Origin of the sequence: Kitasatospora phosalacinea (assembly GCF_030268885.1) — a bacterium.
In the GTDB taxonomy this organism is placed as follows: domain Bacteria; phylum Actinomycetota; class Actinomycetes; order Streptomycetales; family Streptomycetaceae; genus Kitasatospora; species Kitasatospora phosalacinea_C.
The window spans coordinates 61737-83565 of record NZ_BSSA01000034.1 but is presented as its reverse complement, the minus strand read 5'-3'; the positions used below and the strand labels follow the sequence as shown (position 1 = coordinate 83565).

The window sequence follows — 21829 nt, the reverse complement described above, 5'->3', positions numbered from 1 at the left end:
GTCACCGCAGCGCGCCGACGGCCTCGGCGAGCGCGCGGCCGGTCTCCGGGACGAGCCGGTGCACGCCGTCCGCGACCACGTGCCGTCCGCCGACCACCAGGTGGCGGACGTCGGCGGCGCCCGCCGCGAAGACCGCGGTCTCGGCGCCGAGCCGGGGCGGCGCTCCGGCGGTGCGGACGGTGTCGAGGGCGAGGACGCAGAAGTCGGCGAGGGCGCCGACCGCCAGGCGGCCGGCCTCGGGCCAGCCGAGCGAGGCGTGGCCGTCCGCCGTGCCCGCCCGCAGCAGCTCGTTCGCGGTCCAGTGGCCGCGGGTGCGGGTGCGCAGGCGTTCGTCCAGCTCCAGGGCGCGGGCCTCCTCGAACGGGTCGATGACGGCGTGGCTGTCGGAGCCGAGGCTGATCGGGCAGCCCGCGGAGGCGAGCTGCCGGGCGGGGCCGATGCCGTCGGCGAGGTCCCGTTCGGTGGTGGGGCACATGCAGACGGTGGTGGAGGAGCCGGCGAGCAGCCGGACGTCCTCGTCGGTGAGGTGGGTGGCGTGCACGGCGCTGGTGCGCGGGCCGAGGACGCCGTGGTCGGCGAGCAGCCGGGTGGGGGTGACGCCGTGCGCGGCGAGGCAGGCGTCGTTCTCGGCGGTCTGCTCGGAGAGGTGCACGTGCAGCGGGGCGCGGCGGCTGACCGCCCACTGCGCGACGGTGCCCAACTGCTCGGCGGGGACGGCGCGGACGCTGTGCACGGCGGCGCCGATCCGGGCGTGGTCGGCGCCCTTCAGGGCGGCGGCCCGGGCGGCCCAGGCGTCCGCGTCGCCGTCGGAGAAGCGCCGCTGGTGCCGGGTCGGTTCGGCACCGAAGCCGGCCGACAGGTAGCAGGTGTCGAGCAGGGTGATCCGGATCCCGGCCCGGGCGGCGGCCTCGATCAGCGCCTCGCCCATCGCGTTGGGGTTCGCGTACGGGGTGCCGTCGGGCGCGTGGTGCAGGTAGTGGAACTCGCCGACGGCGGTGATCCCGGCGAGCGCCATCTCGGCGTACACGGCGGTGGCGAGCGCCAGGTAGCGGTCGGGGTCGAGCGCGGCGGCGACCTTGTACATGGTGTCGCGCCAGGTCCAGAAGGTGCCGGAGCCGACCTGCACGGTGGCGCGCAGCGCCCGGTGGAAGGCGTGCGAGTGCGCGTTGGCCTGCCCGGGCAGGGCGAGCCCGGCCAGCCGGACGGCCCCGGCGGGGCAGGGCCCGCTGCCGGGGACGACCTCGGTGATCCGGCCGTCCGGCCCGACGGTGATCCGCACCTCGGGCTGGACGGCGGGGCCGTTCGGGTGCGGCAGCCAGGCGTGTTCGGCCCAGTACGTCACGACGGACGGCATGCGAGGTCCTCCAGTGCGGTGGCCAGGGCGCGGACCCCGGCGTGGCAGTCGGCCCGTTCGGCGTGCTCGGCCGGGGAGTGCGAGACCCCGGTGGGGTTGCGCACGAACAGCATGGCGGTCGGGACGGCGGAGGCCAGGATCCCGGCGTCGTGTCCCGCGCCGGTGGGCAGGACGGGGGCGTCCAGCAGCTTCGCGAGGCGGTCGCGCAGCGGGGCGTCGAAGTCGACGACGGGGGTGTACGACTCGCGGGTCAGCTCGACCCGGACGCCGTCGCGTTCGCCCCGCTCGACGGCCGACTGCCCGATGGATTCGACGAGTTGGCCGAGGGTCCGCTCGTCGGGGGCGCGCGAGTCCAGCCAGCCGCGGACCAGCGAGGCGATGGCGTTGGTGCCGTTGGGTTCGACGGCGACCTTGCCGAAGGTGGCCAGCGCCCCGGCGAGCCGGGCCTTCTTGCGGGCGGCCAGCACGGTGGTGGCGTAGGTCAGCATCGGGTCGCGACGGTCGGCGAGCAGGGTGGTGCCCGCGTGGTTGGCCTCGCCGTGGAAGTCGAACCGCCACCGGCCGTGCGGCCAGATCGCCCCGGCCACCCCGACCGGCTGCCGCTCGGCGAGGAAGCGCCCCTGCTCGACGTGGAGTTCGACGAACGCGCCGATCCGGCCCAGCAGTTCGGGGTCGGGGCCGATCAGCGCCGGGTCGTGCCCGGCCCGCTCCATCGCGTCGGGCAGCCGCACCCCGTCGGCGTCGCGCAGCGCGTACGCGGCCTCCCGGTCGAGCGCGCCGGTGGCCAGCCGGGAGCCGACGCAGGCCACGCCGAACCGGGCGCCCTCCTCGTCGCCGAAGTTGACGATCGCCAGCGGGCGGGTGAACCCGGCGCCGCGGGAGCGCAGTTCGTCGTACGCGGCGAAGGCGGAGACCACCCCGAGCGGCCCGTCGTAGGCGCCGCCGTCCGGGACGGAGTCCAGGTGCGAGCCGGTGACCACGGCGTTCCCGGCGGCCGGGTCCCCGTGCCAGGCCCACTGGTTGCCGTTGCGGTCCGTCCGGTAGGCCAGGCCGCGGGTGCGGGCCTGCTGCTCGAACCAGGCCCGGCACTCGGCGTCGGCGGAGTTCCAGGCGTGCCGCCGGTAGCCGCCGGTGGCGGCGGAGCGGCCCACCGGGAGCAGCTCCGCCCACATCGCGTCGAAGCTCACAGCTCGTTCATCGGGACGCGCACCCCGCGCTCCTGCGCGACCTCGGCCGCCCGGTCGTAGCCCGCGTCGACGTGCCGGATGACGCCCATGCCGGGGTCGTTGGTGAGGACGCGGCGGATCTTCTCCCCGGCCAGCGGGGTGCCGTCGGCGACGGTGACCTGACCGGCGTGGATCGAGCGGCCGATGCCGACGCCGCCGCCGTGGTGGATCGACACCCAGGAGGCGCCGGAGGCCACGTTGACCATGGCGTTGAGCAGCGGCCAGTCGGCGATCGCGTCGGAGCCGTCGAGCATCGCCTCGGTCTCCCGGTAGGGGGAGGCGACCGAGCCGCAATCCAGGTGGTCGCGGCCGATCACGATCGGCGCGGACAGCTCGCCGGAGGCCACCATGTCGTTGAACCGCTCGCCCGCCTTGTCGCGCTCGCCGTAGCCGAGCCAGCAGATCCGCGCGGGCAGGCCCTGGAAGTGCACCTTCTCCTGGGCCATGGTGATCCAGCGGTGCAGCGACTCGTTCTCCGGGAAGAGGTCGAGGACGGCCCGGTCGGTCTTGTGGATGTCCTTCGGGTCGCCGGAGAGCGCGGCCCAGCGGAACGGGCCCTTGCCCTCGCAGAACAGCGGCCGGATGTACGCGGGGACGAACCCGGGGAAGGCGAACGCCCGGTCGTACCCGGCGAGTTGGGCCTCGCCGCGGATCGAGTTGCCGTAGTCGAAGACCTCCGCGCCGCGGTCCTGGAAGCCGACCATCGCCTCCACGTGCCGGGCCATCGACTCGCGGGCCCGGGTGGTGAACTCGGCGGGCTTCTCGGCCGCGTAGGAGGCCATGTCCTCGAAGGCGACGCCGGACGGCAGGTAGGCGAGCGGGTCGTGGGCGCTGGTCTGGTCGGTCACGACGTCGATCGGGGCGTCCATCGCCAGCAGTTGCGGCAGCAGGTCGGCGGCGTTGCCGAGCAGGCCGATCGAGAGCGGCTGCCGCCGGTCGCGGGCCTCGGTGGCCAGCTGCAGGGCGTGGTCGAGGCCGGTGGCCTCGACGTCGAGGTAGCGGTGCTCGATCCGGCGGGCGATCCGGGACGGGTCGCAGTCGATGCAGATCGCCACGCCGCCGTTCATGGTGACGGCCAGCGGCTGGGCGCCGCCCATGCCGCCGAGGCCCGCGGTGAGGGTGATGGTGCCCTCCAGGCTGCCGCCGAACTTCTTGTTCGCGACCGCCGCGAAGGTCTCGTAGGTGCCCTGCAGGATGCCCTGGGTGCCGATGTAGATCCAGGACCCGGCGGTCATCTGCCCGTACATGGTGAGGCCGAGCGACTCCAGGCGGCGGAACTCCTCCCAGTTCGCCCAGTCGCCGACCAGGTTGGAGTTGGCGATCAGCACCCGCGGCGCCCACTCGTGGGTCTGCATCACGCCGACCGGGCGGCCGGACTGCACCAGCATGGTCTCGTCCTGCTTGAGCCCCTGCAGGGTGCGCACCATCGCGTCGAAGGAGCGCCAGTCCCGGGCCGCCTTGCCGGTGCCGCCGTAGACGACCAGCTTGGACGGGTGCTCGGCGACCTCCGGGTCCAGGTTGTTCATCAGCATCCGCAGGGCCGCCTCCTGCTGCCAGCCCTGCGCGCTCAGCCCGCTCCCCCGCGCCGCGCGGACCTCGCGCGGGCCGCTCGTCTGCTCTGCCACGGTCCAGCCTCCTGCCGGATGGAATTCATTCACGATCAACGAGACTGAATATATCCAAACAGTGCCACGGCAGCCAGAGTTCCCCGGGAGGGAACGGCCCGGTGCGTCCCGGTGCAGGCGCCGCCGCCCCGGCGACGAACAGGGCCGGACCGGCCTTCGCCAGTTGCCGCACCGGCCGGTTGCCGAGCAGCGGGCACGCCGGCGGGGCCGCCGGAGCGGGACTCGTGGCTCCCCCGGGCCACGGCGGCCTCGGCCGGCACCGCGAACCCGGCGCACCCCCGCCCGGCGATCGTCCGCACCTTCGTCCGCCGTCTCCTCCGGCGGACACGTCAGCGCCCCTGAGCCGCCGTCAGGCGGCCTCGTCGCCGTCCCAGTCGATGCCGATCTCGGCCAGCCAGCGGCGGTCCGCCGCGTCGGGTTCGGGGGTCGGCTGGCCGGGGCGGGCCGGCGGGCGCGGGATGTGCTGGACCGGGCCGACGCCGTAGCGGGCGGCGGCTTCCTCGGCCGCTCCGTCCCCGGGCTCCAGGACGCCGATGTGCACGGCCTCCTCGTCACCGGGGTCGAGGACGGTCAGTTCGGGGCGCGGCGGACGGCGCAGCGCGATGCGGCGGCCGCAGAGCGGGCAGGACCATTCGTCGGCCCCGGAACCGAGCCGTCCGGTGAGTCTCATCTGGTGGATCGGCGGTGGCATTGGACTTCCCCCGTCCAAGCTGTCGTTCTCCCTACGGAGAGGGATGCCCGCTCAGCACCCGTCGTCAACCCGACGAGAAGGTGTCATTCGGCAAACAACGGATGTCATTCCAGGAAGAGTTGACGGGACGTCGCGGACTGCTCGATGGCCTCCAGCCGCGCCTCGGCGCCCGGCAGTTCGTCGCACATGGTCTGCAGCAGGACGCGGCCGAGCATCATCGGGGCGCAGGCGGTGTCGAAGACCAGGCCGGTACCGACGGCGGCGGGCAGCAGCACGTCGGAGAGCTTGGCGACCGGGGCGAACGCCGAGTCGGCGACGGTGAGCACGGTCAGCCCGCACTCCCGGGCCACCGCGAGGGCGTCCATCAGCTCGCGCGGGTAGCGCGGCAGGGCGAAGCAGAGCAGCGCGGTGGCCCCGGCGGCGGCGGCCTGCTCCAGCCGGTCGGCGAGCATCGAGCCGCCCTCGTCGAGCAGCCGGACGTCGGGGTGCACCTTGCCCGCGAAGTACGCGAAGCCGCGGGCCTGCGCGGAGGCGGCCCGCAGGCCGAGCACCGGCAGCGGGCGGGAGGCGGCCAGGATCCGGGCGGCCCGGACGATCGGGGCGGGGTCGGCGAGCAGTTCGGCGAGGTGCCGCAGGTGCTCGATCTCGGCGAGGACGGCCTGCTGGTGCTCGTTGCGCACCACCTCGTCGTGGCTCTCGGGCGCGCCGCCGTCGGCGACGCCGAGCTCGCGCAGCTGCTTGCGCAGCGCCGGGTAGCCGTCGTAGCCGAGCGCGACCGCGAACCTGGTCACCGAGGGCTGGCTGACCCCGGCGAGCTCGGCGACCTCGACGCTGGACAGGAACGGCGCCTCGGTGGCGTGCCGGACCAGCGAGTGGGCGATCCGCCGCTGGGTGGGGGTCAGCCGGTGGCCCTCGAAGAGGTGGAGCAGCCGGGCGGAGGGGCCGGTGGTGGTGCCGGTCTCGTCCAGGGCGGTCATGTGCGGTACCTCCACGCTCGGTCGGGCGGTCGCCGGTGGCTTCGACGGTGGGACGACTGTGGCGCAGTCCCGGCAGGTGGGCAATCGCGTTTCGACTGGCGGGACGGGCGGGTCCGGAGGCCGGTGATCCGGCTCCGGCGGGTGCGCCCGCCCGTCCCGCCAGGGCGTCAGGCGAGCGGTCCGGTGACCTCCTCGACCGCGGCCAGCAGGGCGCCGGAGGCGACCAGCTCGGCGGCGGCCTCCAGGTCCGGGGAGAGGAAGCGGTCCCGGCCGGGGCCGCCGACCCCGGCCGCGCGGGCGGCGGCGACGGCGGCGGCGGTCGCCGGGGCGAGCACGCCCGGCCGCTCGGCGGCCTGCTCCCGGATCTCCAACGCCCGTGCGGCGGCGACGAGTTCCACCGCCAGCACGCGTCCGAGGTTGGCCACCGACTGCCGCAGCTTGCGGGCCGCGGACCAGCCCATCGAGACGTGGTCCTCCTGCATCGCCGAGGACGGGATGGAGTCCACCGAGGCGGGCACCGCCAGCCGCTTGTTCTCGCTGACCAGCGCGGCCTGGGTGTACTGGGCGATCATCAGGCCGGAGTCCACGCCCGGGTCGTCGGCCAGGAAGGCGGGCAGGCCGTGCGAGCGGGCCTTGTCGAGCAGCCGGTCGGTGCGCCGCTCGGAGATCGAGGCCAGGTCGGCGGCGGCGATCGCCAGGAAGTCCAGCACGTAGCCGACGGGCGCGCCGTGGAAGTTGCCGTTCGACTCGACCCGGCCGTCGGGCAGCACCACCGGGTTGTCCACCGAGGCGGCCAGCTCCCGCTCGGCGACCAGCGCGGCGTGCGCCAGGGTGTCCCGTCCGGCGCCCGCGACCTGCGGGGCGCAGCGGATCGAGTACGCGTCCTGCACCCGCGGCGCGTCGTCCTGGTGGTGGCCGGTGAGGCCCGAACCCCGCAGCACCGCCAGCATGTTGGCGGCGGACGCGGCCTGCCCCGGGTGCGGGCGGATCGGGGCGTGCAGCTCGGGGGCGAGCACCTTGTCGGTGCCCAGCAGCGCCTCCAGCGTCATCGCGGCGGTGACGTCGGCGGTGGCGTACAGGCGGCGCAGGTCGGCCAGCGCCATCACCAGCATGCCGAGCATGCCGTCGGTGCCGTTGATGAGGGCCAGGCCCTCCTTCTCCAGCAGTTCGACGGGGGCGATCCCGGCCTCGGCGAGCAGTTCGCCGGTCGGCCGCTCCACCCCGTCCGGCCCGAACGCGGTGCCCTCGCCCATCAGCGCCAGCGCGCAGTGCGAGAGCGGCGCGAGGTCGCCGGAGCAGCCCAGCGAGCCGAACTCCCGCACCACCGGGGTGATGTGCGCGTTCAGCAGTGCGGCCATCGTCTCGGCGACCAGCGGGCGCACGCCGGTGCGGCCGGACGCCAGGGTCTTCATCCGCAGGAACACCAGGGCCCGGACCACCTCGGTCTCCACCACCGGCCCCATGCCCGCCGCGTGCGAGCGCACCAGCGAGCGCTGCAGCTGGGCCCGCAGCTCCGGGCTGATGTGCCGCACCGCCAGCGCGCCGAACCCGGTCGACACCCCGTACACCGGCCGCGGCTCGGCCGCCAGCGCGTCGATCCGGGCCCGGGCCGCCGCCATCTCGGCGAGCGCGTCCGGACCGATCTCCACCCGGGCCCCGCCGCGGGCGACGGCGAGGACGTCCTCGGCGCTGACGTCGGCCTTGCCGACCTGGACGACGACACTGTGCATATCCATATGCACAATCTCATCAGGTGAATGGCAATGTGACAAGCAGGGTTGCGGTCCGGCTGCGGGCCCCCGCGCTCCGGCAGGTGGTTGACTGGCCCGCGGAGGTGCGAGACGCATGGCGCGGGCGACGGAACGACGACGAGTGGTGCGGCTGGACGGGAGCGAGCGCGCGGTGCGGCCCGACAGCCTCGCCGCCGAGGAGCCGCTGGAGATCCGGATCGGCGGCGAGGCGCTGACCGTCACCATGCGCACCCCCGGCCACGACTTCGACCTGGTCGCCGGGTTCCTGGTCGGCGAGGGGCTGGTCGGCGCCACCGAGGAGCTGGCCGCGCTGCGCTACTGCGCCGGGACGGACGCGGACGGCGCCAACACGTACAACGTGGTCGACGCCACCGTCCGCGGCGCCCGCCCGGCGCTCTCCGCCCACCGCAACCTGCTCACCACCAGCGCGTGCGGCCTGTGCGGCCGCGACACCGTCGACGCCGTCCGCACCCGCTCCCGCTGGGACGTCGCCCCCGACCCGCTGACCGTGCCCGCGGCCGTCCTGTACGAGCTCCCCGACCGGCTGCGCGCCGCCCAGCGCGCCTTCGACACCACCGGCGGGCTGCACGCCGCCGGGCTCTTCGCCGCGGACGGGACGCCGCTGTGCGTCCGCGAGGACGTCGGCCGCCACAACGCGGTCGACAAGGTCGTCGGCTGGGCGCTGCGCGAGGGCCGCCTGCCGCTGACCGGCCACCTGCTCGCGGTCTCCGGCCGCGCCTCCTTCGAACTCACCCAGAAGGCCGCCCTCGCCGGGATCCCGCTGCTGGCCGCGGTCTCCGCCCCCTCCTCCCTCGCCGTCGACCTCGCGGAGGAACTCGGCCTCACCCTGGTCGGCTTCCTCCGCGACCGCACCGCGAACGTCTACACCCGCCCGGACCGGATCGGCTGAGGCCCGTCAGGCCCGGGGCTCCCGGCCGCTCACGCCGGAGGCGGTGAGCAGGGGCCGGCCAGGGCGACCGCGACCAGCGTCCGCAGGGCGGGGGCGGCCTGGGTGAGGGGGAGGGTGGAGTCGTCGGCGAAGAGTTCGAGGAGCCAGCCCCCGGCCGGGTTGCAGCCGCCCGCGGCGGCCATCGCGCGGTAGCCGGAGACGACCATGACGGCCTCCTCGGCGGCGTCGTTGCCGGGGGCGCCGGCCCGGAGGGCGAAGGAGCCGCCGGTGACGGTGCGGGAGGTGAGGGGGTAGTGGCTGAGGTCGAAGACGGCGTCGGGGGCTTCGATCTGGGCGCGCTGGGTCTGGGCGCGGGCGCTGGCGGGACCGCCGGTCATCCGGTAGACCGCGTGCCGGGCGGTGCGCATCAGCGGGGAGCCGGGCGGGACGTAGGAGATCCACCAGCCGACGGCGTTGAGCAGCCGGGCGGCGGTCTCGGCGACCACGGCGAGCCGGCCGAGGGTGTCGGCGGGGTGGGTGCCGCCGCCCTGGTCGAGGGCGGCGAGGACGGCGGTGATCAGCTGGCCGGGGTCGGCGCTGTGCGCGGAGCCGCGGAAGCGGCGGCGGTCGCCGTTCTGCCGCCCGCCGGGGGCCTTGCGCTGGGGGTCGGCGGCGTCGGCGAGCTGCACGGTCGGGTCGGGGGCGTACGCGGGGCCGTGGCTGCGTCCGGCGACGACGGGGTGGGCGGCGCGGCCGGCCTTGGCGCGGTACTGGGCGGCGTCGGCGAGGCGGAACAGGCGGTCGGGGGTGGTGACCGGGCCGATCGAGTCGCCGGTGGAGGCGATGCCGCAGGCGACGCCCTCGCCGTCGGTCAACTCCAGGGCGCGGGCGCAGAGTTCCTCGGCGACGGCGACCACCTCGTCGGCCGACTGGCCCTCCGCGAGCAGGCAGAACTCGTCGCCGCCGAGCCGGGCGGCCAGGCTGCCGGGGAGCTTCGCGGCGGACAGCGAGAGCTGGTGGGCGAAGCGTTCGAGCAGCCGGTCGCCCATCTCGTGGCCGAGCTGGTCGTTGACCCGCTTGAGGCCGTTGACGTCGCAGACGACCAGGGAGACGACCGCGCCTTCCCGGTTGTGGGCCTTGAGCGCGGCGTCGAGGCGGGCGTCGACGGCGCGGCGGTTGGCCAGGCCGGTGAGGGCGTCGGTGAAGGCGAGACGGCGCAGGTCGGCGACGCGTTCGGTCTGGGCGAGGCCGGCCGAGACCTGGGCGGCGAGCAGGGTGGCGTACTCGGCGTCGGCGTCGGTGAAGTACGGCATGCCGGTGCCGCGGGCGAGGTAGAGCTCGCCCCAGGCCTGGCCGTGCAGGACGATCGGGGCGACCAGGCAGCAGCCGCGGCCGCGGCGGCGCAGTCCGGCGGCGCGCTGGCGGCAGAACGCGCCGCCGCCGTGCGGCGGGTGGCCGGTGGGCGGGCCGACGTCCTCGGCGGTCTGGGTCCAGGCGCGGGGCAGGCGGCCGGTGCTCCAGTGCTCTTCCAGGTAGGTGACGATCTCGGGGAAGTCGGCGACCGGGTACGACTCGTCCTCCGGCAGTTCCTCCTCGCCGGGGGCGAGTTCGCCGTGGTTGACCAGCACCCGCAGCCGCCCGGACTCGCGGTCCCAGACCGAGACGGCGGCCATGGTGGCGCCGAGCGCGGAGACCGCCCGGGCGGCGGCGGCCCGGACGGCCTCCAGCGGGGTCATCGCGCCCGCCATGTCCTGGGCGAGTTCCACCACGGCCTGCAGCCGCAGGTCGGGCGCCGCCGCCTCGAACGAGGCCCGCTCGTCCATGGTCGCCTCACTCACCGTAAGCCTTCTCCTCTGCCCGCGTGACCCCTTACCCAGCCTAGGTCGGTCCGTGCGGTTTTCGGGTGAAGTGCGGAGTTCAGTCGGTGGTGGGCACCCGGGTGAGCAGCCAGGGCTCGACCAGGCCGAGGCCGCGGACGGGGCGGCGCCACATCGGCTGGAGGTTGAAGCGGTGGCCGGGGGCGGGCGGGGCGTCGGGGAGGCTCGCGGTGCCGTGCTGGTCGAGCGCGGCGGCGAGTTCGCCGTCGATCAGGACGGCGTCCTTGGGGGCGATGGAGGTGAGCCGGGAGGCGAGGTTGACGGTGGTGCCGAAGACGTCGCCCATCCGGGAGGTGACGGTGCCGAAGGCCATGCCGACCCGCAGGGCGGGCATGTTGTCCTCCTCGGCGAGCGTCTCGACCAGGGAGAGGGCGATCTCGGCGACGGTGGCCGGGTCCTCGGAGACGAACAGGATCTCGTCGCCGAGGGTCTTGACCACCCGGCCGCCCTGGCCGGCGATCAGGTCGGAGCAGGTGTTCTCGAAGCCCTCGACGAGTTCGCCGAGCTCCTCCTCCTCCAGCCGGCGGGAGAGCCGGGTGAAGCCGACCAGGTCGGCGAAGGCGACGGCGAGGCGGCCGGAGGTGACCTCGTGGTCCTCGGCGGCCTGGACGACCCGGCCGGTGACGGCGGCGAGCTGGCGGCGCCAGACGTAGACCAGGAACTGCTCCAGTTCGGGCAGCAGCAGCTCGACCAGCGGGTAGGCGACGTCGGAGCGGCTCATGCCGGGTTCGACGGGCTGGGTGAGGTTGTCGAGGAAGGTGTCCATCTGCCAGCCCGCCAGCCGGGCGGTGGTCTGGCCGGTGGAGCGGGCGACCTGGATCGCCATGGGTTCGCTGAGCAGCCCGGACTCGATCAGGCCGGCCAGGCGGCGCAGCGCGATCACGTCGTTGTCGGTGAGGGCGCGGGACTGGCCGATGTCGGGGAAGCCCATGGCGCGCCAGAACCGGGTGGCGAGGTCCATCGGGACCTCGGCGGCCCGCGCGGCCTGGTACGGGGTGTACTTGCGCGGCGCGTCGAGGATCAGCCGCTCCAGGTCGGTGGCGACGGTGGTCTCGTCCGTCGCGCCGCTGCCGGAGCCCGTCGTGGCGCCGCCGTTGTCTGTCACCGGTCCGTCCCCGTGCGGTGGGCCGCACTTGTGTCTTGCCGTCTCCGAGGTGCGGGCAGCCGACCACCGCGGGGGTAGTGGCGAGCCTCACACCGCTGCCAGGTGGAATGTTCGCACGGAATCGCGTAATCCGGGGCATCCGCCCGGCAGCCGGTCGGCCGGTCCCGCTGGGTGAGACCGGCGCGGCCGTCCTCAGTCCTGCGGGCGCACGTGCACCACGTCCCCCGCGGCGACGGGGTGCCGGGCCCCGTCGGGGGTGCGCACCACCAGGCGGCCGTCGCCGTCCACCGCGACGGCCTCGCCGAGCAGTTCGCGCTCGCCGGGCAGCTGGACCCTCACCTGCCGGTTCAGCGTGGTGCAGCGGGCGGTGTACGCGGGCAGCAGGCCGCTGGCGTGCGGGTCGCCCGCGGCGGCGGTCCACTCGCCGTACAGCTCGGCGAACTCGCGCAGCACGGCGCGCAGCAGGGTGGACCGGTCGGTGGTCCCCGCCCCGGCCAGGGCGAGCGAGGTCGCGGTGGGGACGGGCAGCTCGTCGGCGCGCAGCGAGACGTTCAGGCCGAGGCCGGCCACCACGGCGCCGCCGGACAGTTCGGTGAGGATGCCGCCGAGCTTGCGCTCCTGCCCGTCGACGACGGTCTGCAGGTCGTTGGGCCACTTCAGGCCGGTACTCACCCCGGCGACCCGGTCGAGGGTGGCGGAGACGGCGGTGCCGATCAGGATCGGCAGCCAGCCGTAGCGCTCCGTCGGCACGCCCTGCGGGCGCAGCAGCAGCGACAGGAACAGCCCGGAGCGCGGCGGCGCGTTCCACCGGCGGTCCAGGCGGCCGCGTCCGGCGTGCTGCGACTCGGCGACCAGGACGCCGCCCTCGGGCGCGCCCTCCCTGGCGCGGGCGGCGAGGTCGGCGTTGGTGGAGCCGGTCTCGCTCACCACATCGAGTGAGGTCCACAGCGCCCCGGGGCGCAGCAGGTCGAGCCGCAGGGCCCGTTCGTCCAGCGGCGGGCGCTCCAGGTCGGTCCACGGGGAGGGGCCGTCGTGGCCGAAGCCGCGCAGGCCGGAGCGGCGGGGGCGGGGGCTGTCGGGAGTGGTCACCCGGCCAGCCTAGGGGCACGTGCAGCGGCCACATGCCGCATCATCGTCCCGCACCACGGGCAGGTGGACGATGTGTCGATGGCCATAACCACGAACGTCCCCGTCCTGGATACGCTGCTGGGCGGTAGACCGCAGCGCCGCCCTGCCCGCCCCCCTCGCGCGCCGGGCCGGCGGCCGAGGACGCAGGGAGAGCCACCGGAATGACCCAGGCACCGCAGGACCCGCACACCACCGCCGGGAAGCTCGCCGACCTCCGCCGACGGATCGACGAGGCGGTGCACTCCGGCTCGGCCGCGGCGGTGGAGAAGCAGCACGCCAAGGGCAAGCTGACGGCCCGCGAGCGGATCGCCGAACTGCTGGACGAGGACTCCTTCGTGGAGTTCGACGAGTTCGCCCGGCACCGCTCCACCAACTTCGGCCAGGAGAAGAACCGCCCGTACGGCGACGGCGTGGTCACCGGCTACGGCACCGTGGACGGCCGTCAGGTCGCCGTGTTCGCGCAGGACTTCACGGTCTTCGGCGGCTCGCTGGGCGAGGTGTTCGGCGAGAAGATCGTCAAGGTGATGGACTTCGCGCTGAAGACCGGCTGCCCGATGATCGGCATCAACGACTCCGGCGGCGCCCGGATCCAGGAGGGCGTGGTCTCGCTCGGCCTGTACGGCGAGATCTTCCGCCGCAACGTGCACGCCTCCGGCGTGATCCCGCAGATCTCGCTGATCATGGGCCCGTGCGCGGGCGGCGCGGTCTACTCCCCCGCGGTGACCGACTTCGTGGTGATGGCCGACAAGACCTCCCACATGTTCATCACCGGGCCGGACGTGATCAGGACGGTCACCGGCGAGAGCGTCGACATGGAGGAGCTCGGCGGCGCCCGCACCCACAACACCAAGTCCGGCAACGCGCACTACCTGGCCGCCGACGAGAAGGAGGCGATCGAGTACGTCAAGGCGCTGCTGTCGTACCTGCCCTCCAACAACCTCACCGACCCGCCGGCCTACCCCGAGCAGGCCGACCTCACCGTCACCGCCGAGGACCTCGAACTCGACACCATCGTCCCGGACTCGGCGAACCAGCCGTACGACATCCGCCGGGTGATCGAGCACGTCCTGGACGACGGGGACTTCCTGGAGGTCCAGCCGCTGTACGCGGGGAACATCGTGGTCGGCTTCGGCCGGGTCGAGGGCCACCCGGTCGGCGTGGTCGGCAACCAGCCGATGGACCTGGCCGGCTGCCTGGACATCGCCGCCAGCGAGAAGGCGGCCCGCTTCGTGCGCACCTGCGACGCCTTCAACATCCCGGTGCTGACCTTCGTCGACGTGCCCGGCTTCCTGCCCGGCACCGGCCAGGAGTGGGACGGCATCATCCGGCGCGGCGCCAAGCTGATCTTCGCCTACGCGGAGGCCACCGTGCCGCTGATCACCGTCATCACCCGCAAGGCCTTCGGCGGCGCGTACGACGTGATGGGCTCCAAGCACCTCGGCGCCGACCTCAACCTGGCCTGGCCGACCGCCCAGATCGCCGTGATGGGCGCCCAGGGCGCGGTCAACATCCTGCACCGCCGCGAGATCGCCGCCGCCGAGGCCCAGGGCCTCGGCGAGGAGCGCCGCGCCGAGCTCCTCGCCTCGTACGAGGACACCCTGCTCAACCCGTACCTGGCCGCCGAGCGCGGCTACGTCGACGCGGTCATCGCGCCCAGCGAGACCCGGCGGCACATCGTCCGCGGGCTGCGGGCGCTGCGCGGCAAGCGGGAGGCGCTGCCGCCCAAGAAGCACGGCAACATCCCGCTCTGACCCCCGAAGGGACCACCGCACCATGACGCCCATTCAGGTGCTGCACGGGCAGCCGACCCCCGAGGAGCTGGCCACCGTCCTGGCGGTGGTCCATTCCCGGGCCGCGACCCGGGCCGCCGAAGGCCCCGCCCGCGGCCCGGCCACCGCCTGGACCACCCGCACCGCCCGCCCGCTCCCGCCCCCGGGCCCGCACGCCTGGCGCACCAGCTTCTGGGCCCGCTGAGGGCCTACGCCCCACCCGCCCGGACGGCCTCGGCGACCCGGGCGGGTGAGGTGCGCCAGGGGGCGCCGTGGCCGGGCAGGATCCAGGAGGCCGGGAGGTCGGCGATCCGGTCGAGGGAGGCGAGCGCCCCGGCGGGGTCGTCGGTGAAGGGGGCGGGCTGGGGGCCGCGGCGTCCGGTGAGGACGTGACGGGTGGTCAGCGCGTCACCGACGAAGAGCGCGTCGGCGAGCGGGACGTGCACGGCCACGCTGCCCGGGGAGTGGCCCGGCAGGCCGACGATCACGGGGCTGCCCGGCAGGTCCAGCACGTCGCCGTCGGAGACTTCGGTGACGGCGCCGAGGTACCGGGTGCGCAGGCCGTTCTTGCGCAGGGCGTGGCCGAGGAAGCCGAGCGCCGGGCCGAGGCGCCAGGGGCCGGTCGCGACGGGGGGCTTCTTCCCGGTGCGGGCGCGCTCGGCGTCGGCGGCGTGCACGTACACCGGGACGCCGTGGGCGCTGCGCAGGCGTTCGGCGAAGCCGAGGTGGTCGGAGTCGCCGTGGGTGAGGACCAGGCCGCGGACGTCGTCGACGGACTTGCCGAGGGAGCGCAGTTCGCGCTGCAGGTCGCGCCAGTGGCCGGGCAGTCCGGCGTCGACGAGGGTGACGCCCTCGTCGGTGTCGACGAGGTAGCAGGCCACGGTGTCGTTGCCGAGGCGGTGCAGGTGGGGGGCGAGTCTCACGGGAGCTTCCCTTCGAGGGGCGTGGGGGGCGGGGTGCGCGGGTCTCAGAACATCCCGTGCGGCACCTGTTCCTCGTCCGGCACCGGTTGAACCACGTCCCAGTGCTCGACGATCAAACCGTCGGCCAACCGCCAGACGTCGATGACGGCGGTGCCGCGCGGGTCCTCGTCCGTGGTCATGCAGTAGTGCACCACCACGTGCTCCTCGTCGGCGACGACCCGCTTGAGGTCGAGCCGGGCGCGGGCCACCGGGGCCGCGGCGACGAAGGCGAGGAAGGCGTCCCGCCCGGAGGGGTTGCCGGGGCTGTGCTCGACGAAGTCCTCGTGCAGGAGCGTGCGGAGGACCTCGGTGTCCCCCGCCGCGAACCGGGTGAAGCCGTCGATGACCAGGCGCCTGTTGCGGGCGGCCGTGCTGTTGTCGTCCATGCCGTCCACCCTCGCCGGGGGCGCCCGGCCGCGTCGATTACCTCCCTCGTCATCGACGCGGACGGCCGGGACCGGCGAGAATCCGCACATGATCCAGGACCGGCCGGTCGGTGAACTGCTGCGCGAGTGGCGGCACCGCAGGGGGCTCAGCCAGCTCGACCTGGCGATCCAGGCGGGCGTCTCCGCGCGACACGTCAGCTTCGTGGAGACCGGGCGGACCGTCCCCAGCAGTGCGATGGTGCTGCGCCTGGCCGAGCACCTGGCCGTCCCGCTGCGGCACCGCAACCGCCTGCTGGTGGCGGCCGGGCACGCCCCCGTCGTCCGCCAACGGCCCCTGGACGACCCGGAGCTGGCCCCGGCCCGGGCCGTCCTGGAGCAGGTCCTGCGCGGGCACGAGCCGTACCCGGCGCTGGCCGTGGACAGCCGCTGGAACCTGCTGTCCGCCAACGGCGCGGTCGACGTCTTCCTGGACGGCGTCGACCCGGCGCTGCTGCGGCCGCCGGTCAACATGATGCGGCTGGGCCTGCACCCCGGCGGGTTCGCGCCGCGCCTGCGCAACCTGGAGCAGGTCCGGGCCCACCTGCTGCCCCGGCTGGCCCGGCAGGCCGCCCGCAGCGGCGACCCCGAACTGCACGCGCTGCACGAGGAGTTGCTCTCCTACGGCCCGGCGGCCGATCCACCGCCGCCGGACCCCGCCGCCATCGCGCTGCCCGTCCGGATCGACCACCGCGGCACCGAGCTGTGCTTCGTCAACACCATCACCACGTTCGGCGCCGCCTTCGACGTCACGCTGGAGGAGCTCGCCGTCGAGGCGTACTTCCCCGCCGACGACACCACCGCCCGCTTCTTCCGCACCGGCGCCCCCGGCGACGGGGAGCGCCGGGCCTAGGCGTCCCGGCGGCCGGTCAGCGTGAAACTTCCCGGGCCGAGGGCCGCGATCAGGAGGAAGGCCCAGCAGAACAGGACGGCGGGCTCGCCGCCGTTCTGGATCGGGAGGAGCGCGTTCTCCTGGTGGACGGAGAAGTAGGCGTAGGCCATGGAGCCGGAGGCGACGAGCGCGGCGACGCGGGTGCCGAGGCCGAGCACGACGAGGGCGCCGCAGACGAGTTGGATGACGGCGGCGTACCAGCCGGGCCAGGTCCCGGCCTCGACGGTGCCGCCGCCGTGGGCCCCGCCGAGGACGCCGAACAGGGAGGCGGCGCCGTGGCAGGCGAAGAGCAGGCCGACGACGACGCGGTACAGCGCGATGAGGTGGGGGCGGGCCGCGTCGGTGGTGGTCCGCGCGGTGGTGAGGAACTGGGACACGGGGCTTCTCCTCTGCCGAAACCAGTGGGGTGGTTCTGGAGGCGTGCGCGTGCCCTGACCATGGGGGGACCCGGTGCCGGGCGCAGGAGCGCTCCGACGGCCCGCACGCCGCCGATCATGGACCCGACAATCCAGTTGCTCCATTGCAGGGAACCGGGGCCCGGACGTCAAGCGGGCACCCGAACCATTTCCGCTACGCCGGACTGAGTACGGATACTCAGGCGCGCCCGCCCCTCCCGTTGCAGGCTGGTGAGGTGCTCTGGTCAGACCCCCGCGACGAGCCGTCGCAAGAGGCCCGCGAGGTGCTGCGCAGGCTTCGGCGGACGGCGCTGGTGCTCGCGCTGCTGGCGCTCGCGGGGGCCGCCCTGGTGCTGGTGTAGGCCGCTAGGCTTGGTCGCATGACCGCTCGCCGTCCGCTGGTTCTCGCGTCCGCCTCCCCCGCCCGGTTGGGCCTGCTGCGGCAGGCGGGCCTGGATCCGCTGGTGCGGGTGAGCGGGGTGGACGAGGACGCGCTGAGCGCCGCGACGCCCGGGGAGCTGGCGCTGGTGCTGGCGGTGGCGAAGGCGGAGAAGGTCGCGCAGGAGCTGGCCGCCGAGCCGGGCGAGCCGCCGCTCGTGGTGGGCTGCGACTCGGTGCTGGAGCTGGACGGCGCCGCGCTGGGCAAGCCGGCCGACGCGGCGGAGGCGGTGGCCCGCTGGCGGTCGATGCGGGGGCGTTCGGGCGTGCTGCGCACCGGCCACTGCGTGATCGACACCGCGACCGGGAAGCGGGCCGCCGAGACCGCCTCCACCACCGTCCGGTTCGGGACGCCGGACGACGCCGAGGTCGCCGCGTACGTCGCCTCCGGCGAACCGCTGCACGTGGCCGGGGCGTTCACCCTGGACGGCCGTTCGGCACCGTTCGTGGAGGGGATCGACGGCGACCCCGGCAACGTGATCGGGCTGTCGCTGCCGCTGCTGCGCCGCCTGCTCTCCGAGCTGGACGTGCGCATCACCGACCTCTGGACGACGGGGGCCCGGAGGGCCTAACCCCCCGCGGGGGCGTGCTCGGCCAGGTAGCCGAGCACGTCGGGCAGGGCGCCGTCCTGGAGCAGCGGGGCGCCGTGGTTGGCGCCGGGGTAGATCTTGAGCTGCTTGTCCTCGGCGACGGAGGCGTCGTAGAGGGCCTGGGCGTTCTCGGCGAACGGGGAGTCGAGCTGCTCGGCGGCGAAGTAGGTGGGCGTCCTCACCACGGTGACCGCGAGACCGGCGTTGTACAGCGAGGTCGCCCGGGGCGAGCTGAGCGAGACCACGGCCTTGACCGGCAGCGGGTTGTCGAGCTTGGCGGCGACCAGCGAGGCGGCGGCGCCCTTGGAGGCGCCGACCAGGGCGACCTGGGTGACGCCCTTGCCCTGGTAGTGGCGTTCGGCGGCCTTGATGGCCTCGGTGACGTCGCCCGAACAGGTGACGGCGAGGACCGCGTACCCGGCCCCGGTGAACCGGTCGAGGACCGGGACCCACTCGCAGAGCGAGCCGTCGGCCTGGTGCGAGAAGATCACGCCGACCTTGGCGTGCCCGGCGTCGGAGTCCCGGTAGTAGGCGTCCAGCCGGTTCCCGGCGGCACTGCCGCCGTCGAGGGTGAAGGCCCCCTTCGCGGCCTGGTCCCGGGTGAGGCAGCCGTAGGTGTCGACGCTCGGGCCGGGCGGGGCGGCGACCCCGCCGGAGCCGGAGCCGGAGCCGCTGGAGCAGGCGGTGAGCAGCAGCACGGTCGCGGCCAGCGCGACGGGCAGTGCGGAACGCTTCACGTTTCCCCCGTGAATCGTGCGGGTGGTGCGCTTGTGGCTGAGACGCTAGGGAGCGGGCGGGCCGGGGTCAATGGTCCGGACCATTCGGTCGTCGCGGGGGGCGCCGGAGGGAAATGGAGCGATCGATTCCGCTTCCGGGGTGCGGAATCGGACAGAACCGGGCCCGCACATCTGTCACAGAGTTCCACTCCCCTGCCACCGGGGCCCGGTTAGGCTGACGCAGCCGGGCCGGAGAGGAGCGACGAGGAGCGGAAGATGACCGATGGTGTGCTCAACGTCGTTCTGGGAGTGGTCGCTTCGGCGATCAGCGGTGCGCTCGGCTGGCTGGCCCAGTCGGTGCGCCGACGGCGCCGGCTGGAGCGGGAGCGGGCCTTCTTCGGACTCCCGGCCGCCGGCGAGGCACTGCTGGTGGTCAACCGTCAGGCCGGGGCGCCGGACCGGGCGAGCGTGGCCCGCGACGACGTGTACGCGCTGATGGAGCTGGCCGCGCTGGTGCGCGGTTGCGGCGCGCAGGCGACGCTGACCGGGCACGACGAGGTCCGGCAGGGGCTGGGCGACAAGACCGAGTTCTGCGTGGGCGGCCCGGTGAGCAACAAGCGGACGGCCGCGCACCTGGCGTCCTGGCTGCCCGGGGTCTCGTTCGTCGAGCCGCCGCAGGAGGCCGGGCACCCGGTGCAGACCCTGCTGGCCGGTGCGCGCGAGTTCCGGTTCCGGACGTCGGCGGAGGAGCCCGGCCAGCGGGCGTACGTGCTGCTGGCCCGCATACACCTGCGGGCGGGCAGCCGGCCGGTGTTCGTGATAGCCGGGCAGACCGCGGTGTCCAACCACGCCGCGGCCCGCTACCTGGCCGCGCACCACCGGACGCTGGCCCGCAAGCACGGCCGGGACGGCACCTTCGCGGTGGTGCTGCGCCTGGTGAACGCCCGGGCCTACGGGCCGGACGTGGTCGAGTTCGAGGCCGACGTGACGGCCGCGGCGACCACCCGTCCCCAGCCGGCGGCCGTCTGAACCGACCCGGTGTGGCCAAGGCCACCCCGCCCCCGCGAACCCTCCCGCACCCCGGCGCGCGGGCGCCACGCGCCCGCTGCCTGCGGCGCGGCGCCAACCTCCGCCGCCCGCAAGGGAGTCCGACCACCGAGCGTGTGAGCACGCTCACCACCAGGGACTACTCGCCGGTAGCGCCCTCCAATCCATAGACTCGACGAGGTTCGAGAAGGGAGCCACAGTGCGCAAGGTGCTCATCGCCAACCGCGGAGAAATCGCCGTCCGCGTCGCCCGGGCCTGCCGGGATGCCGGTATCGCCAGCGTCGCGGTGTACGCGGAGCCTGACCGGGACGCGCTGCACGTGCGGGCGGCCGACGAGGCCTACGCGCTGGGCGGCGACACCCCGGCCACCAGCTACCTGGACATCGCCAAGGTGCTCAAGGCCGCTGCCGACTCGGGCGCGGACGCGGTCCACCCCGGGTACGGCTTCCTGTCCGAGAACGCCGAGTTCGCGCAGGCCGTGCTCGACGCCGGCCTGACCTGGATCGGTCCGCCGCCGCAGGCCATCCGCGACCTCGGCGACAAGGTCACCGCCCGGCACGTGGCCCAGCGCGCCGGCGCCCCGCTGGTCGCGGGCACCGCCGACCCGGTCTCGGGCGCCGACGAGGTGGTGGCCTTCGCCACCGAGCACGGCCTGCCGGTCGCCATCAAGGCGGCGTTCGGCGGCGGCGGCCGCGGCCTGAAGGTCGCCCGCACGCTGGAGGAGATCCCCGAGCTGTACGAGTCGGCGGTCCGCGAGGCGGTCGCCGCGTTCGGCCGCGGCGAGTGCTTCGTCGAGCAGTACCTGGACAAGCCGCGGCACGTGGAGACCCAGTGCCTGGCCGACCAGCACGGCAACGTGGTGGTCGTCTCCACCCGCGACTGCTCGCTGCAGCGCCGCCACCAGAAGCTGGTCGAGGAGGCGCCCGCGCCGTTCCTCACCCCCGAGCAGAACGCCGAGCTGTACCGCGCCTCCAAGGCGATCCTGCGCGAGGCGGGCTACGTCGGCGCCGGCACCTGCGAGTTCCTGGTCTCCCAGGACGGCCTGATCTCCTTCCTGGAGGTCAACACCCGCCTGCAGGTCGAGCACCCGGTCTCCGAGGAGGTCGCCGGCATCGACCTGGTCCGCGAGATGTTCCGGATCGCGGACGGCGAGGAGCTCGGCTACGACGACCCGGAGATCCGCGGCCACTCCTTCGAGTTCCGGATCAACGGCGAGGACCCGGGCCGCAACTTCCTGCCCGCGCCCGGCACCGTCACGCTGTTCGCCCCGCCGTCCGGCCCGGGCGTCCGGCTGGACGCCGGCGTCGAGTCCGGCTCGGTGATCGGCCCCGCCTGGGACTCCCTGCTGGCGAAGCTGATCGTCACCGGCGCCGACCGCAAGCAGGCCCTGCAGCGCGCCAAGCGCGCCCTGGAGGAGTTCAAGGTCGAGGGCATGGCCACCGCCATCCCGTTCCACCAGGCCGTGGTGACCGACCCCGCCTTCGCCCCCGAACTGACCGGCTCCACCGAGCCGTTCACGGTCTACACCCGGTGGATCGAGACCGAGTTCGAGAACACCATCCCGGCGTTCGTCGGCGCCGGCGCCGACGGCGAGGAGCCCGAGGGCCGCGAAACCGTGGTCGTCGAGGTCGGCGGCAAGCGGATCGAGGTCTCGCTGCCCTCCTCGCTGGGCGTGGCCGCGGCCCCCGCGGCCGGGGCGTCCGCCGCCAAGGCCAAGCGCCGGGCGGGCACCAAGAAGGCCGCCTCGGCGGTCTCCGGCGACACCCTGGCCTCGCCGATGCAGGGCACCATCGTGAAGGTCGCCGTGGAGGAGGGCCAGGTCGTCGCCGAGGGCGAGCTGATCGTCGTCCTGGAGGCGATGAAGATGGAGCAGCCGCTGAACGCCCACAAGGCCGGCACCGTCGTCGGCCTCAAGGCCGAGGTCGGCGCCTCGGTCTCCAGCGGCGCCGCGCTCTGCGAGATCAAGGACGTCTGA

At 74.6% G+C, this 21829-nt stretch carries 20 protein-coding genes and 1 pseudogene; 8 read left to right on the top strand and 13 right to left on the bottom strand.

The annotated features are described in order from the left end of the window. Position 1: 1 nt before the first annotated feature. The 6 genes from QSK52_RS33490 to hutH form a co-directional block, all read right to left on the bottom strand. On the bottom strand, positions 2 to 1354 hold the full coding sequence (locus QSK52_RS33490) for a formimidoylglutamate deiminase (protein ID WP_285740002.1): 1353 nt from the start codon (positions 1352 to 1354) through the stop codon (positions 2 to 4). Continuing rightward, a complete protein-coding gene (locus QSK52_RS33485; RefSeq protein WP_285740019.1) occupies positions 1339 to 2526 on the bottom strand; it encodes an allantoate amidohydrolase in 1188 nt (395 codons plus the stop codon). Before QSK52_RS33485 ends, QSK52_RS33490 begins: the two co-directional genes overlap by 16 nt. An 11-nt stretch (positions 2527 to 2537) precedes the next feature. Beyond that, complete coding sequence (hutU, locus tag QSK52_RS33480) at positions 2538 to 4205, bottom strand: urocanate hydratase (RefSeq protein WP_285740001.1); 1668 nt, start codon at positions 4203 to 4205, stop codon at positions 2538 to 2540. A gap of 349 nt (positions 4206 to 4554) precedes the next feature. Beyond that, positions 4555 to 4896: a hypothetical protein gene (locus tag QSK52_RS33475; protein ID WP_285740000.1), complete on the bottom strand. Its 342-nt coding sequence runs from the start codon at positions 4894 to 4896 to the stop codon at positions 4555 to 4557. 104 nt (positions 4897 to 5000) lie between these two features. Then, the gene (locus QSK52_RS33470) at positions 5001 to 5873 is read right to left on the bottom strand and encodes a MurR/RpiR family transcriptional regulator (protein ID WP_285739999.1); all 873 of its coding nucleotides are present in this window, start codon (positions 5871 to 5873) and stop codon (positions 5001 to 5003) included. 167 nt (positions 5874 to 6040) lie between these two features. After that, positions 6041 to 7603 (bottom strand): histidine ammonia-lyase, encoded by a 1563-nt coding sequence (hutH, locus tag QSK52_RS33465; RefSeq protein WP_285740018.1) that lies wholly within the window; start codon positions 7601 to 7603, stop codon positions 6041 to 6043. A gap of 115 nt (positions 7604 to 7718) precedes the next feature. Between hutH and fdhD the strand changes: the two genes are divergently transcribed. Further along, entirely contained in the window at positions 7719 to 8534 is an 816-nt protein-coding gene (gene fdhD / locus QSK52_RS33460) for a formate dehydrogenase accessory sulfurtransferase FdhD (RefSeq protein WP_285739998.1), read from the top strand. A gap of 587 nt (positions 8535 to 9121) precedes the next feature. Here fdhD and QSK52_RS33455 read toward each other — a convergent pair. From QSK52_RS33455 to QSK52_RS33445, 3 genes and pseudogenes are all read right to left on the bottom strand, one after another. Continuing rightward, a pseudogene (locus tag QSK52_RS33455) lies at positions 9122 to 10336 on the bottom strand (diguanylate cyclase domain-containing protein); the annotation flags it as partial. A 94-nt stretch (positions 10337 to 10430) separates the two neighbouring features. Further along, positions 10431 to 11495 carry an adenylate/guanylate cyclase domain-containing protein gene (locus tag QSK52_RS33450; protein WP_285739997.1) on the bottom strand — a complete coding sequence of 355 codons (1065 nt, stop codon included), beginning with the start codon at positions 11493 to 11495 and terminating at the stop codon, positions 10431 to 10433. A 192-nt stretch (positions 11496 to 11687) separates the two neighbouring features. Beyond that, positions 11688 to 12584 (bottom strand): biotin--[acetyl-CoA-carboxylase] ligase, encoded by an 897-nt coding sequence (locus QSK52_RS33445; protein ID WP_435053426.1) that lies wholly within the window; start codon positions 12582 to 12584, stop codon positions 11688 to 11690. A 200-nt stretch (positions 12585 to 12784) separates the two neighbouring features. Here QSK52_RS33445 and QSK52_RS33440 point away from each other — a divergent pair, with 200 nt between their 5' ends. Next, entirely contained in the window at positions 12785 to 14374 is a 1590-nt protein-coding gene (locus QSK52_RS33440) for an acyl-CoA carboxylase subunit beta (RefSeq protein ID WP_285739996.1), read from the top strand. A gap of 22 nt (positions 14375 to 14396) precedes the next feature. Then, entirely contained in the window at positions 14397 to 14597 is a 201-nt protein-coding gene (locus tag QSK52_RS33435; RefSeq protein WP_285739995.1) for an acyl-CoA carboxylase subunit epsilon, read from the top strand. A 4-nt stretch (positions 14598 to 14601) separates the two neighbouring features. Here the strand turns inward: QSK52_RS33435 and QSK52_RS33430 are convergent, their stop codons facing one another. Continuing rightward, positions 14602 to 15315 carry an MBL fold metallo-hydrolase gene (locus QSK52_RS33430; RefSeq protein WP_285739994.1) on the bottom strand — a complete coding sequence of 238 codons (714 nt, stop codon included), beginning with the start codon at positions 15313 to 15315 and terminating at the stop codon, positions 14602 to 14604. A gap of 44 nt (positions 15316 to 15359) precedes the next feature. Beyond that, positions 15360 to 15740 (bottom strand): nuclear transport factor 2 family protein, encoded by a 381-nt coding sequence (locus tag QSK52_RS33425; protein ID WP_285739993.1) that lies wholly within the window; start codon positions 15738 to 15740, stop codon positions 15360 to 15362. Between the two features lie 88 nt (positions 15741 to 15828). On the opposite strand from QSK52_RS33425, the gene QSK52_RS33420 reads away from it, so the two are divergent. Then, positions 15829 to 16629, top strand: coding sequence for a helix-turn-helix domain-containing protein (locus QSK52_RS33420; RefSeq protein WP_285739992.1), 801 nt, complete (start codon positions 15829 to 15831; stop codon positions 16627 to 16629). Here the strand turns inward: QSK52_RS33420 and QSK52_RS33415 are convergent. Next, complete coding sequence (locus QSK52_RS33415) at positions 16626 to 17045, bottom strand: DoxX family protein (protein WP_285739991.1); 420 nt, start codon at positions 17043 to 17045, stop codon at positions 16626 to 16628. The two genes, QSK52_RS33420 and QSK52_RS33415, sit on opposite strands and share 4 nt — an antisense overlap. A 254-nt stretch (positions 17046 to 17299) precedes the next feature. On the opposite strand from QSK52_RS33415, the gene mmpB reads away from it, so the two are divergent. After that, a complete protein-coding gene (gene mmpB, locus QSK52_RS33410; RefSeq protein WP_285739990.1) occupies positions 17300 to 17425 on the top strand; it encodes a morphogenic membrane protein MmpB in 126 nt (41 codons plus the stop codon). Between the two features lie 18 nt (positions 17426 to 17443). Continuing rightward, positions 17444 to 18073 (top strand): Maf family protein, encoded by a 630-nt coding sequence (locus QSK52_RS33405; RefSeq protein ID WP_285739989.1) that lies wholly within the window; start codon positions 17444 to 17446, stop codon positions 18071 to 18073. Here QSK52_RS33405 and QSK52_RS33400 read toward each other — a convergent pair. Further along, positions 18070 to 18828, bottom strand: a complete 759-nt coding sequence (locus QSK52_RS33400) for an alpha/beta hydrolase family protein (RefSeq protein WP_285739988.1) — start codon at positions 18826 to 18828, stop codon at positions 18070 to 18072. The two genes, QSK52_RS33405 and QSK52_RS33400, sit on opposite strands and share 4 nt — an antisense overlap. Before the next feature lie 255 nt (positions 18829 to 19083). Here QSK52_RS33400 and QSK52_RS33395 point away from each other — a divergent pair, with 255 nt between their 5' ends. Next, entirely contained in the window at positions 19084 to 19836 is a 753-nt protein-coding gene (locus QSK52_RS33395) for a hypothetical protein (protein ID WP_285739987.1), read from the top strand. A 217-nt stretch (positions 19837 to 20053) separates the two neighbouring features. Next, positions 20054 to 21829 (top strand): acetyl/propionyl/methylcrotonyl-CoA carboxylase subunit alpha, encoded by a 1776-nt coding sequence (locus QSK52_RS33390; protein WP_285739986.1) that lies wholly within the window; start codon positions 20054 to 20056, stop codon positions 21827 to 21829.

What these genes read in the sequence shown, in the direction of transcription:
- hutH (WP_285740018.1), bottom strand. Translation starts at nt 7,603, where the DNA reads ATGCACAGTGTCGTCGTCCAGGTCGGCAAGGCCGACGTCAGCGCCGAG.
- fdhD (WP_285739998.1), top strand. Translation starts at nt 7,719, where the DNA reads ATGGCGCGGGCGACGGAACGACGACGAGTGGTGCGGCTGGACGGGAGC.
- QSK52_RS33490 (WP_285740002.1), bottom strand. Translation starts at nt 1,354, where the DNA reads ATGCCGTCCGTCGTGACGTACTGGGCCGAACACGCCTGGCTGCCGCAC.
- QSK52_RS33425 (WP_285739993.1), bottom strand. Translation starts at nt 15,740, where the DNA reads ATGGACGACAACAGCACGGCCGCCCGCAACAGGCGCCTGGTCATCGAC.
- QSK52_RS33440 (WP_285739996.1), top strand. Translation starts at nt 12,785, where the DNA reads ATGACCCAGGCACCGCAGGACCCGCACACCACCGCCGGGAAGCTCGCC.
- QSK52_RS33470 (WP_285739999.1), bottom strand. Translation starts at nt 5,873, where the DNA reads ATGACCGCCCTGGACGAGACCGGCACCACCACCGGCCCCTCCGCCCGG.
- QSK52_RS33395 (WP_285739987.1), top strand. Translation starts at nt 19,084, where the DNA reads ATGACCGATGGTGTGCTCAACGTCGTTCTGGGAGTGGTCGCTTCGGCG.
- QSK52_RS33420 (WP_285739992.1), top strand. Translation starts at nt 15,829, where the DNA reads ATGATCCAGGACCGGCCGGTCGGTGAACTGCTGCGCGAGTGGCGGCAC.
- QSK52_RS33485 (WP_285740019.1), bottom strand. Translation starts at nt 2,526, where the DNA reads ATGTGGGCGGAGCTGCTCCCGGTGGGCCGCTCCGCCGCCACCGGCGGC.
- QSK52_RS33405 (WP_285739989.1), top strand. Translation starts at nt 17,444, where the DNA reads ATGACCGCTCGCCGTCCGCTGGTTCTCGCGTCCGCCTCCCCCGCCCGG.
- QSK52_RS33435 (WP_285739995.1), top strand. Translation starts at nt 14,397, where the DNA reads ATGACGCCCATTCAGGTGCTGCACGGGCAGCCGACCCCCGAGGAGCTG.
- QSK52_RS33475 (WP_285740000.1), bottom strand. Translation starts at nt 4,896, where the DNA reads ATGCCACCGCCGATCCACCAGATGAGACTCACCGGACGGCTCGGTTCC.